This window comes from Betaproteobacteria bacterium, from assembly GCA_016791345.1.
Classification (GTDB): Bacteria; Pseudomonadota; Gammaproteobacteria; order Burkholderiales; family JAEUMW01; genus JAEUMW01.
On sequence record JAEUMW010000355.1, the window covers coordinates 1 to 11,096 of the forward strand.

The window sequence follows — 11,096 nt, forward strand, 5'->3', positions numbered from 1 at the left end:
GTCCGCGTGCGACGACCCAGATGAGCGCCGCGAGCGCGATGCGCACGATTCCCGCGCGAAACTGCAGCGTCGCGGCGTAGGCACCCAGCGGCAGTTCGCCGAGGGAAGACGCGAGCACGACGCCCTTGGTGAGGATCTTGAACGACTGGAACACGACCAGCGCCAAGGCACCGTACCGCAGAACGTCGACGCAGCGCCGCGCGATGGCGGCTTCCCCGCCCGGTGCGCCGCGCCCGATGCGCAGTATGAACGCCGCCCACACCAGGCTTCCGATCAGCAGGGCGAGGCTCAACAGCAGAAGCCCGCCCATGAAGTCGTCCAGGAAGTTCGCTACGCCCTGGACGTACATCGCGGGGAAACACTCATTTGGTGACGCTGAAGCGCAGGATCTCGTCGGTGAGGTGACCGTCGGCGGCGAAGACGCGGCACTTGAGCGCGTACTCGCCGGGTTTGAGCGGTGGCAGTTCGACCGTGAGCTGCCCCGGCTTCCTGCCTGCCGCGATCGGCAGCGGCGCGTGCACGTCGCGAGAGATCGGGTGCGGCGCGGTGTTAGCCCGCCTTTGCTTTCAGCGCGTGACCGGCGAGCGTCTTGCCGAGCTCCCACACCGAGCCCGGCACCTTGTGACAGTCGGCGATGACGGCGTCGAACGCGTTGACCGTCCACTGCCGATCGCGTTCGCCGATGACGAGCGGCGGCAGCAGCTTGAGCACGTTCATGCCATGGCCGGCGGTCTGCGTCAGGATGCGGTGATGCGCGAAGAGCGGGATCGCGATCATCTGGCAGAAGAGACCCTTGTTCGCAGTCTCCAGGAAACCCCACGCCGCCTTCAGGCCGAGGCTTTTCGGCGAGCCGAACTCGAGCGCGATCATCATGCCCTTGCCGCGCACTTCCTTCAGGAACTCGTGCTTGCGCGTGAGCGCCTGCAGGTCGGCGAGCAGTGCGCCGCCCAGGGTGGCCGCGTGCTCCACCAGCTTCTCGTCCTCGATCACCTGCAGCGTCGCGAGCCCCGCGGCCATCGCCAGGTTGTTCTTGGAGAAGGTGGATCCATGGACCACTGCGCGGTCCATGCGATTGAAGACGGCGTCCATGACGTGCTTGCGCATGGCGACCGCGCCGACCGGGACGAACCCGCCGGAGAGCGCCTTCGCCATGCAGATCATGTCCGGCTCGAGCCCCCAGTGCTCGACTGCAAAGAACTTCCCGGTGCGGCCGAGACCGGTCTGGATCTCGTCCGCGACGACGAGCGCGCCGTACTTGCGGCACAGACGCGCCGCTTCGGGCAGGTAGTCGTCGGCCGGCAGGTTGACGCCCTTGCCCTGGATCGGCTCGAACACGAACGCTGCGACGTCGCGATGATGGAGGGCTTTTTCGAGCGCGGCGAGATCGTTGACCGGCACCGGATAGCATTCGGGCAGCAGCGGACCGAAGCCGTCGCGGAAGACCTTCTCGCCGTTGAGCGAGAGTGCGCCCAGCGTGAGCCCGTGGAAGCCGTGTTCGAGATACAGGATGCGCTCGCGCTTCGTCGTGAAGCGGGCGAACTTGATGGCGGCCTCCACCGCCTCTGCGCCCGAGTTGCAGAAGAAGATCTTGGAGAGATCGCCCGGCGTGAACTTGAGCAGGCGCTCGGCGAGCAGTCCGGCGAGCAGGGACACGTCGAGCTGCACCATGTCCGGCAGGTCCTGCGCCAGCACGTCCTGCAGTGCGGCCTTCACCTTCGGGTGATTGCGGCCGAGCGCGAAGACGCCCCAGCCGGAGAGCAGATCCAGATACTCGCTGCCCTTGTCGTCGTACAGATAGGGGCCGAAGGCGCCCGTGTACAGGCGATCGTAGCCGATCGTCTTCAGCACCTTCACCATCTGAGCGTTGAGATAGTTCTCGTGCAGGAAGAAGTTCTCCCCGCGGTGCTCGTTCATGAGTTCGGTGAGATACGACATCGATGCCATCCGCTGGTGAATCGTGTGAATCCGGCTGCGCGACCCGTGATCGTCAGACAGCGCCCGCATCGAGCAGCAGGTCGGCGCCCAGGCGATCGGCGGCGCGGGTGAGCGTTTGCAGCGCGGCACGAAACTGCGCTGCGAGCCGCAGCACCCCGGCTATCTCGCGCGGATGCCGCAGCAGCTCGCCGATCAGTGCCGAGCGACTGAGCGCACCGGTGTCGTCGGTGGTGCGAACGACGGCGCCGGGCAGCGCCATGTCCGCCGGGTCGGCGATGGCCCGCACGGCGAGAAAGGGCAGATCGCGGGCGCTCGCCACGGCAGCGACGGCCGCGCTTTCCATGTCCACCGCCACGGCGCCCGACGCTGCCGCCAGGACACGCTTGTCCGCCACGCTGGCGGCAAGCCGGTCTGCGCTCAACAGGGGCTCGCCGCATACCGCACACGCGTGCTCCAGCGCCTCACGCACGCGCCGCTGCCACGCCGCGCTCGCCACCCATCGTCCGGTGTGTGCGTCGATGATTTCGGCGGGCAGACAGAGGTCACCCGCCTTGAGCAGGGGCGACAGCGCGGCGGCGCAGCCCCAGCTCACGAGCGCGCGGGCACCCGCCTCGACCAGCCGCTGCGCAGCCTGCCGGGCGTTGTCACGTCCCATGCCCGCGATGCAAACGAGGCGCGCATCATCGAGGGGAAAACAGTCGCCGCGCTGCACGCGCCGTGGGCTCAGGCTGCGGCATTCCTCGGGCAAGGCGACGACGAGGCCGGCGCGGCTGACATTCACGCGCCACCGCTGCGCTCTCTGCGATAGCGCGCGAGCGCCCAGAGCGGGAAGTACTTGCTGTAGCCGTGGTATTTCAAGTAGAAGACGCGCGGGAAGCCGGGTGCGGTGAAGGCCTCGTCGTGCCACAGCCCGTCACTGAGCTGGGTCGACTGCAGATATTGGGCGCCGCGCCGCACAGCTGCCGACTGCCCCTCGCCGGCAGCCATCAGAGCGAGCATCGCCCAGGCGGTCTGGAACGAAGTGCTCTCGTGCGCCTGCCCCGCGGTGTCGGGGTGCAGATAGGTGTCGTTGTCCTCACCCCAGCCGCCATCGGCGCGCTGCACGCCCTTGAGCCATGCGACCGCGCGCTGCACGGCCGGGTCGTCGGACGCAATGCCGGCGATCTCGAACGCCGCGAGCACCGACCACGTGCCGTAGACATAATTGGTGCCCCAGCGCCCGAACCACGCCCCACCCGGTTCCTGCTCTGCGCGCAGGTACCGGATGCAGGCCTCGAGCGCGGCGCGGTGAACGCGATTGTTGTGCGCGCTGGAAGCAAGCACTGCCACGCAACGTGCGCTCACGTCCGCCGTCGGCGGGTCGAGCAGTGCACCGTGGTCGGCGAACGGGATCTCGTTCAGGTAGTAGTGCGTGTTGTCGACATCGAAGGCGGCGAAGCCGCCGTTTGCCGATTGCATCCCCGCAATCCATTCGATGGCGCGCGCGATCGTCTCGGCGTACTCCGGTCGGTCGAATGCCTCCATCGCCCAGACCACCATGCTCGTGTCGTCGATGTCGGGATAGTGTCCGTTCTCGAACTGGAAAGGCCAGCCGCCGCCGCGCAGGTGCGGGCGCGCGTCGCGCCAGTCGCCGGGCTCGTCGAGCAGCTGATTCGCCTTCAGCCAGTCGAGGCCGCGCCCGATGCTCGCGCTTGCTTCGCCGCTCTCGTGCAGCGCGAGGCACGCGATGGCGGTGTCCCACACCGGTGGGAAGCAGGGCTGGCAGTAAGCCGCGTTCTCTTTCACGACGAGCAGCTTGTCGATTGCCGCGCGGGCCGTCCGGCGGTGCGGGTGGTCCGGCGGAAAGCCGAGCAGATCGAGCGCCTCGTATGCATTCACCATCGCCGGGAAGATCGCGCCGAGCCCGCCCATGCCGTTCAGGCGCTCGAGAAACCACGCTTCCGCCTTACGCAGGGCGTGTCGCCGCACCCATCCCGGGATCAGCGGCTCGATGCGGCGCCCGACGCGGTCGAGCAGGAGGAACACGTCGTTCAGCCGCGAGCGCGAAGGGAAATAGTGGTGCTCGTGCTCCGGTTCGACCGTGAAGAGCTCGCGCACGTCGACCCGCTGTGGGTTGCGCGCCTTCGGCTTCAGGCTGCAGAGGATGAAGAGCGGGACCATCACCGTGCGCGACCAGTACGACACGCGGCTTAGGTGGAACGGGAACCAGCGCGGCAGCAGCATCACCTCGACCGGTATGAACGGCACCGCGCGCCATGGCACCTGCTCGAAGAGCGCGAGCGCGATACGCGTGAAGACGTTCGCGCGCGCAGCACCCCCGTGAGCGAGGATGGCTTGGCGCGCCTTCACCATGTGCGGGGCGTCGACGCTGTGGCCGGCGAGCTTGAGGGCGTAATAAGCCTTGACGGAGCAGCTCAGATCGAATGCGCCGCCGTGGTAGAGGGGCCAGCCGCCGTGGGCCATCTGGTGCGTCTGCAGGTAGACCGCGATCTTGGTCTGCAGCGCCGCGTCCACCTCGTCCATGTAGTGCATCATCAGGATGTACTCGGACGGGATGGTGCAATCGGCTTCGAGCTCGAAGCACCAGTAGCCTTCCGGTTGCTGGGCGGCGAGGAGAGCGCCGCGCGCGCGCTCGATGGCGCGATCGAGTGCATCCCGCGGCGCCGCGCGGACAACAGAAAGCTTGCGCTGCGGTTGGCCCGCAGTTGGAACCATCAATCGACTCCCTTTTCCTTGAGTGGCAGCCCGCTGGCCGCCAGATGAAACAGCATCCTGACCGCGCGATCGTGACCGGCCGCAAGCCGGCTCGCAATCACGGTCGCCTTGACGCTGCGCCGCGAGATCTTCACCTCGTCCCCGCTCGAGAATCCGGGATGGCGGCGAATCTTGCGCAGTGTGAGCACCGCCATGCCGATCGCCCACAGGCAGAAGTTGCGGATCCCTGTCTCCTCCGGCGGGATGAGCAGCGTGTAATGGAGAGCGTTGCGCAGGTGCCCGTGCGCAACCGCCAGCAGCGTCATGAGGCCACGTTCGAATGCGGGATTATACGTGCTGGGAGCAAGATCCTTCAGATCAAAGCCCGCTCGCGCGAAGACGCTGCGCGGAAGCCAGCACGCCCCGCGTTCGAAATCGGCCCAGATGTCCTTCAGTATGTTGGTCATCTGCAGACCCTGCCCGAATGACACTGCCAAGGGCATGAGCAGGTCGCGGTGCCGCGCGATGGCGGCAGAGTGCTCGCAGAAAAGACGCGTCAGCATCTCGCCCACCACGCCTGCCACGTGGTAGCAGTAGCGGTCCATCGCGGCCATGTTCGCCACGCCGCGGGCATTCTTTTCCTCCTGGAACCACACCATGCCTTCGCCCATGATGCGCACACAGGTGGCGAGTGCGTCGCGCTGCGCAGGCGTGAAGCGATGCGTGATGGAAAGCACGCGCGGTGTTTCCTGCACCAGTTCGCGCTCGCTGGCGAGCGTCGCGTTGGAGAGCAGCGGCGACAGCGCAGCCGCGAAGTGTTCTGCGCGCTCCGCGCCGCTCACCGCGCGCACGAACTGCTCGGAGAACTCCCGCTTCGCTGCCGCAGAGAGCGCAGGTTCGTCCTCGATCGTGTCGATGATGCGGCAAAGCAGATACGCGTTGCTCACGACCGGGTGCAGATCGGAGGGCAGCTGCGGGATGGTCAGCGCGAACGTGCGCGATACCCCGTCCAGCATGCGTGCCTGAAAGGCAGCATCGGACGCCTCGGGCGTCATCGCGTGCGGAGCGACGGCGGCCGTCGCGATGGTGTCAGCAATCACGAGCCGGGCAACGCCAATCGCGGGCTCCCTGCAGTGCCACGCGCATCTCTGGGCATTTTCTTGTCATATGTCGGGACCCGCCGGTGCGTGGCGAGCAGTTGCCGGTGGTGCGTTTCACGGCAGGGCGCGAACCCCGCCGGGATGCATCCCTGCGCCGGCCGCGCTATTATGCTGAAATGTGACGAAAACGCCTAGGATTCACCCACAACGACTAGGGATATGGACGTGGGTGAGAGACGTGAGTGTCGGGCGTCCAGAACGAAGAAGAATTCATTGCAGATCCGCAACTTCTCTTCTTTCGATCGCTCGTGGCATGTGGCGGGTGATCCGCAACCCTTGTTCAAAACTTTACCAGGAAACCAATGAGCGTACCGTTGCGCCAGCAGCTCAAGGTCGGCTACTACATTCTCAAGAAGAAACTCACCGGTGTCGATCGTTACCCGCTGGTGCTGATGCTGGAACCCTTGTTCCGCTGCAATCTCGCCTGCGCCGGCTGCGGCAAGATCGCCTACCCGGAAGAGATCCTGAACAAGCGGTTGTCGGTGGCGGAATGTCTGGCCGCGGTGGACGAGTGCGGTGCGCCGATCGTTTCGATTCCGGGCGGCGAGCCGCTCCTGCACAAGGAGATGCCGGAGATCGTGCGCGGCATCATCGCGCGCAAGAAGTTCGTCTACCTCTGCACCAATGCGCTCCTGCTCAAGAAGCGCATGGGTGATTACACGCCGTCGCCCTATCTCACGTTCTCCGTGCACCTCGATGGCGACCGCGAGCGTCACGACGAAATGGTGTGTCAGACCGGGGTGTTCGATCGTGCGGTCGAGGCGATCCGGCTCGCGCTCGACAAGGGTTTCCGGGTGAGCGTGAACTGCACCCTGTTCGAGGGTGAGGCGCCCGAGCGCGTCGCCGAGTTCTTCGACTACGTGACCGGGCTGGGGGTGGAGGCGATCACCGTGTCGCCGGGCTTCAGCTACGAGCGCGCGCCGCTGCAGAACGTCTTCCTGCAGCGGAACGCGACGCGGCGCCTTTTCCGCGACATCCTGAGGCGCGGCCGCGGGCGTGGCTGGCGGTTCAACCATTCCAGCCTGTACATGGACTTTCTGGCGGGCAATCAGAGCTATCAGTGCACGCCCTGGGGCAATCCGACACGCAACGTCTTCGGCTGGCAGAAGCCGTGTTATCTCCTGGTGGGCGAGGGGTACGCGCCGACGTTCAAGGCGCTGATGGAAGAGACCGCCTGGGACCGCTACGGCTCCGACCGCAATCCGAAGTGCGCGCAGTGCATGGCGCATTGCGGCTACGAGCCGACCGCGGTGAACGATGCGCTGGCGCATCCGCTGAAGGCGCTCGGTGTCGCCATGCGCGGTCCGCGCACCGCAGGTCCGATGGTCGACGACGGTATGCAGCCCTTGCCGTCCCTCGATCAGCCGATACCCGAGCTCAAGGGTTCTTCCGCCGGCAGCTGACGGCAGCATCGGCTCGGGGCCGCGCGCACCCCTTCTTCGCAGCCTGCCCGCCTTCCCGCTGGAGTAGAATATAAGGTCGCGCGCGACGTTATTGGATCGCCAGCGGATTGCGAACGCGGGTGCGGCCGCAGCACCATCGAGGGCAACCTCGGTGGTGGCGGCCATCCTCAGAATCGCGTCCGGCGCAGTCGCGCGATGCTCCCACAATCACCGGAAGAAGATCCAAGATGAAGATCCACGAATATCAGGCGAAGGAAATCCTGAGAAAGTACGGCGTCGTTACGCCGCGCTCGGTGCCCTGCTTTACCGTCGACGAAGCGATGGCGGCGGCAAAAACGCTGGGTGGGCCGGTCTGGGTCGTGAAGGCGCAGATTCATGCGGGCGGCCGCGGCAAGGGAGGCGGCGTGAAGGTGGCGAAGTCGGAGGCCGAGGTCAAGCAGTACGCGAGTCAGATCCTCGGCATGCAGCTCGTCACGCATCAGACCGGCCCTGCCGGACAGAAGGTGCGGCGGCTTCTGATCGAGGAAGGTGCCGACATCAAGAAGGAGCTCTATGTCGGGATGGTGGTCGATCGCGTCGCGCAGCGCGTGACGCTGATGGCGAGCTCTGAAGGCGGCATGGACATCGAGGAAGTTGCCGCGAAGACGCCGGAAAAGATCCACAAGGTCGCGATCGACCCGGTGAAGGGGCTGACGGACGCTGAAGCCGACGACGTCGCGCGCAAGATCGGCATTCCGGACGCCAGCGTGCCGCAGGCGAGAACCGTGCTGCAGGGGCTCTATCGCGCATTCGACGAGACCGATGCATCGCTGGCCGAGATCAATCCGCTGATCCTGACCGGTGACGGCCGCGTGGTGGCGCTCGACGCCAAGGTGAACTTCGATTCGAACGGACTCTTCCGCCATCCCGACATTCTCGCGATGCGCGATCTCGACGAGGAGGATCCGGCGGAGATCGAGGCCTCGAAGTACGACCTCTCCTACATCTCGCTCGACGGCAACATCGGTTGCATGGTCAACGGCGCCGGCCTTGCGATGGCGACGATGGACACCATCAAGCTGTACGGTGCAGAGCCGGCGAACTTCCTCGACGTCGGCGGCGGCGCCACCACCGAGAAGGTCACCGAAGCCTTCAAGCTGATGCTCGCAAACCCCAAGGTGAAGGGCATTCTCGTCAACATCTTCGGCGGCATCATGCGTTGCGACACCATCGCCGACGGCATCGTCACCGCCGCGCGGGAGACCCATCTTGCGGTTCCGCTGGTGGTGCGCATGAAGGGGACCAACGAGGACATCGGCAAGAAGATCCTGCGCGATTCGGGACTGCCGATCATCTCTGCAGACAATATGGCAGACGCCGCCGAGAAGATTGTTGCGGCCGTTTCGGGCAAGTAGGGAGAAGCGAGCAATGAGCATCCTGATCGACAAGAACACGAAGGTGATCACCCAGGGGATCACCGGCAAGACCGGACAGTTCCACACGCGCATGTGTCGCGACTACGCCAACGGCGAGAACTGCTTCGTCGCCGGCGTCAACCCGAAGAAGGCGGGCGAGGATTTCGAAGGCATCCCCATCTACGGCACCGTGAAGGACGCGAAGGAAGCCACGGGTGCGACCGTCAGCGTGATCTACGTGCCGCCGCCCTTTGCCGCTGCCGCCATCGACGAGGCGGTCGACGCCGGGCTCGATCTCGTGGTCTGCATCACCGAGGGCGTGCCCGTGCGCGACATGATCCGCACCCGTCATCGCATGCAGGGCAGGAAAACGCTGCTTCTCGGTCCGAACTGCCCCGGCGTGATCACGCCGGAAGAAATCAAGATCGGCATCATGCCGGGCCATATCCACAAGAAGGGCCCCATCGGCGTGGTGTCCCGCTCCGGCACGCTGACCTATGAGGCGGTCGGGCAGCTGACCGAGCTCGGGCTCGGGCAGACAAGCGCGGTGGGCATCGGTGGCGATCCGGTCAACGGCCTCAAGCACATCGACATCCTGCGCCTCTTCAACGACGATCCCGCGACCGAGGCGGTGGTGATGATCGGCGAGATCGGCGGCTCCGACGAAGAGGAGTGCGCGGCCTGGGTCAAGAAACATATGACCAAACCCGTGGTCGGATTCATCGCAGGGGTAACGGCGCCGGCGGGCAAGCGGATGGGGCACGCCGGGGCAATCATCTCGGGCGGCAAGGGTACGGCGGCGGAGAAGCTCGCGGCGATGGAAGACGCCGGGATCAAGACCACGCGCAACCCGGCGGAGATGGGCTCCACGCTGAAGGCGATGCTCAAGTAGCGGGCTTTCGGAAGCTTCGAACGGCGGCCGCTGCGCGCTTCACGGCCGCTGTTCACGCCGCGAGGCAGTCACTTTGCAGGTGAGTAACAGTCTGTCCCACAACCGCCTCGATGTTGCCGGAGGCGCCCCTGCAGAACAGCCAGTTAGGGCGGTTTGCCGATTGGCACTGATGTTGCAGGCGCGCATCGACTTTTGAGTTCAGGGTGATAACGGGAGATTCGGCCCCAGGAGGCCGTACCCCGCGGAGGAAGGGCAACAGGCGATGGACTTCAGGAACATCGTGTCGGCCGATGCACGTCCGACCCGGCGGCCGCGCGCGTCGCTCAAGGGACGCACAGCCGATCCGCAAGCGCTCGAAGAGGTGCGCACCCTGCTCGGGAGTGCGCCGCGGCAGCGTGACCTGCTGATCGAACACCTGCACAAGATCCAGGACGCCTTCGGTCATCTTGCAGCCGCACACCTCGTCGCACTCGCACGGGAGATGAACCTCCCGCTCGCCGAAGTCTTCGAGGTCGCGACGTTCTATCATCATTTCGACGTGGTCAAGGAAGGGGACGCGGCACCACCCGCGGTCACCGTGCGCGTCTGCGATTCCCTTTCCTGTTGGCTTGCCGGTGCCGAAGAACTGCGCGAGCGCCTGACGGCCGCGCTCGGGGCCGGTGTGCGCGTCATTGCGGCCCCCTGCATCGGGCGCTGCGAGCAGGCGCCGGCCGCCGTCGCGGGTCAGCACCCCGTCGCCTGCGCGACGGTCGAGCGCGTGCGTGCGCTGCTCGAAAAGCGCGATCTCACGCACCCTGACGCGAAGGGGCACGGCACCTTCAGGCCGGTCGATTTTGTTGCGCCCGAGCGCACGCCAAGCGATCGCAACGCCATCGCGCCGCCCTACGTCGATTACGATTCCTATCGGCGGGACGGCGGCTACCGCTTCTTCGCCGACTGCCTGGCGGGCAAGTACGCACCCGAGGAGATCATCGGCCGCATGGAGCACTCGGGGCTGCGCGGTCTCGGTGGCGCGGGATTTCCCACCGGCCGCAAGTGGCGAATCGTGCGCGGCGAGCCGCAGCCCAAGCTGGTGGCGGTGAACATCGATGAAGGCGAGCCGGGCACGTTCAAGGACCGCACCTATCTCGAGCGCGATCCGCATCGCTTCATCGAGGGCATGCTGATCGGCGCGTGGATCGTCGAGGCAGGCGCCTGCTACATCTATCTGCGCGACGAATATCACGGCTGCCGCGACATCCTGCAGCGGGAGATCGCGCGACTGCAGGCGGATCCGCCGTGCGCATTGCCGCCGATCCATCTGCGCCGCGGCGCCGGCGCCTACATCTGCGGCGAAGAGTCGGCGATGATCGAGTCGATCGAAGGCAAGCGCGGCATGCCGCGCCTGCGCCCGCCGTATGTGGCGCAAGTGGGGCTTTTCGGGCGCCCGACCCTCGAACAGAACATGGAAACCCTGTACTGGGTGCGGGACGTTCTTGAACGTGGCGGCCAGTGGTTTGCGGAATTCGGCTGCAACGGGCGCCAGGGTCTGCGCTCGTTCTCCGTCAGCGGGCGCGTCAAGAAGCCCGGCGTGCACCTGGCGCCTGCGGGCATCTCGGTGCAGAACCTGATCGACGAA

10 protein-coding genes are annotated in these 11,096 nt (G+C 66.0%); 4 read left to right on the plus strand and 6 right to left on the minus strand.

Annotation, left to right across the window (positions count from 1 at the left end):
* From JNK68_13950 to JNK68_13975, 6 genes are all read right to left on the minus strand, one after another.
* Positions 1-349 (minus strand): copper resistance protein (locus JNK68_13950; GenBank protein ID MBL8541445.1); only part of this gene is annotated, 349 nt, incomplete at its 3' end.
* A gap of 13 nt (positions 350-362) precedes the next feature.
* Positions 363-533 carry a copper resistance protein CopC gene (locus JNK68_13955; protein MBL8541446.1) on the minus strand — a complete coding sequence of 57 codons (171 nt, stop codon included), beginning with the start codon at positions 531-533 and terminating at the stop codon, positions 363-365.
* A gap of 16 nt (positions 534-549) precedes the next feature.
* On the minus strand, positions 550-1,935 hold the full coding sequence (locus tag JNK68_13960; GenBank protein ID MBL8541447.1) for an aspartate aminotransferase family protein: 1,386 nt from the start codon (positions 1,933-1,935) through the stop codon (positions 550-552).
* A gap of 52 nt (positions 1,936-1,987) precedes the next feature.
* On the minus strand, positions 1,988-2,716 hold the full coding sequence (locus JNK68_13965) for a phosphorylase (GenBank protein ID MBL8541448.1): 729 nt from the start codon (positions 2,714-2,716) through the stop codon (positions 1,988-1,990).
* Entirely contained in the window at positions 2,713-4,650 is a 1,938-nt protein-coding gene (gene shc / locus JNK68_13970; protein MBL8541449.1) for a squalene--hopene cyclase, read from the minus strand. The genes JNK68_13965 and shc overlap by 4 nt, the downstream gene beginning before the upstream one ends.
* On the minus strand, positions 4,650-5,684 hold the full coding sequence (locus JNK68_13975) for a phytoene/squalene synthase family protein (protein MBL8541450.1): 1,035 nt from the start codon (positions 5,682-5,684) through the stop codon (positions 4,650-4,652). Before JNK68_13975 ends, shc begins: the two co-directional genes overlap by 1 nt.
* 407 nt (positions 5,685-6,091) lie before the next feature.
* Here JNK68_13975 and hpnH point away from each other — a divergent pair, with 407 nt between their 5' ends.
* From hpnH to JNK68_13995, 4 genes are all read left to right on the plus strand, one after another.
* Positions 6,092-7,192 (plus strand): adenosyl-hopene transferase HpnH, encoded by a 1,101-nt coding sequence (gene hpnH, locus JNK68_13980; GenBank protein MBL8541451.1) that lies wholly within the window; start codon positions 6,092-6,094, stop codon positions 7,190-7,192.
* Between the two features lie 227 nt (positions 7,193-7,419).
* Positions 7,420-8,586 carry an ADP-forming succinate--CoA ligase subunit beta gene (gene sucC / locus JNK68_13985; GenBank protein ID MBL8541452.1) on the plus strand — a complete coding sequence of 389 codons (1,167 nt, stop codon included), beginning with the start codon at positions 7,420-7,422 and terminating at the stop codon, positions 8,584-8,586.
* Positions 8,587-8,599: 13 nt separating this feature from the next.
* Positions 8,600-9,478: a succinate--CoA ligase subunit alpha gene (gene sucD, locus JNK68_13990; GenBank protein ID MBL8541453.1), complete on the plus strand. Its 879-nt coding sequence runs from the start codon at positions 8,600-8,602 to the stop codon at positions 9,476-9,478.
* A gap of 262 nt (positions 9,479-9,740) precedes the next feature.
* On the plus strand, positions 9,741-11,096 hold a 1,356-nt coding region (locus JNK68_13995; protein MBL8541454.1), incomplete at its 3' end, for an NAD(P)H-dependent oxidoreductase subunit E.

Excerpts from the sequence above, each read along its gene's own strand:
- JNK68_13960 (MBL8541447.1), bottom strand. The coding sequence starts at position 1,935 with ATGTCGTATCTCACCGAACTCATGAACGAGCACCGCGGGGAGAACTTC.
- shc (MBL8541449.1), bottom strand. The coding sequence starts at position 4,650 with ATGGTTCCAACTGCGGGCCAACCGCAGCGCAAGCTTTCTGTTGTCCGC.
- JNK68_13975 (MBL8541450.1), bottom strand. The coding sequence starts at position 5,684 with ATGACGCCCGAGGCGTCCGATGCTGCCTTTCAGGCACGCATGCTGGAC.
- hpnH (MBL8541451.1), top strand. The coding sequence starts at position 6,092 with ATGAGCGTACCGTTGCGCCAGCAGCTCAAGGTCGGCTACTACATTCTC.
- sucC (MBL8541452.1), top strand. The coding sequence starts at position 7,420 with ATGAAGATCCACGAATATCAGGCGAAGGAAATCCTGAGAAAGTACGGC.
- sucD (MBL8541453.1), top strand. The coding sequence starts at position 8,600 with ATGAGCATCCTGATCGACAAGAACACGAAGGTGATCACCCAGGGGATC.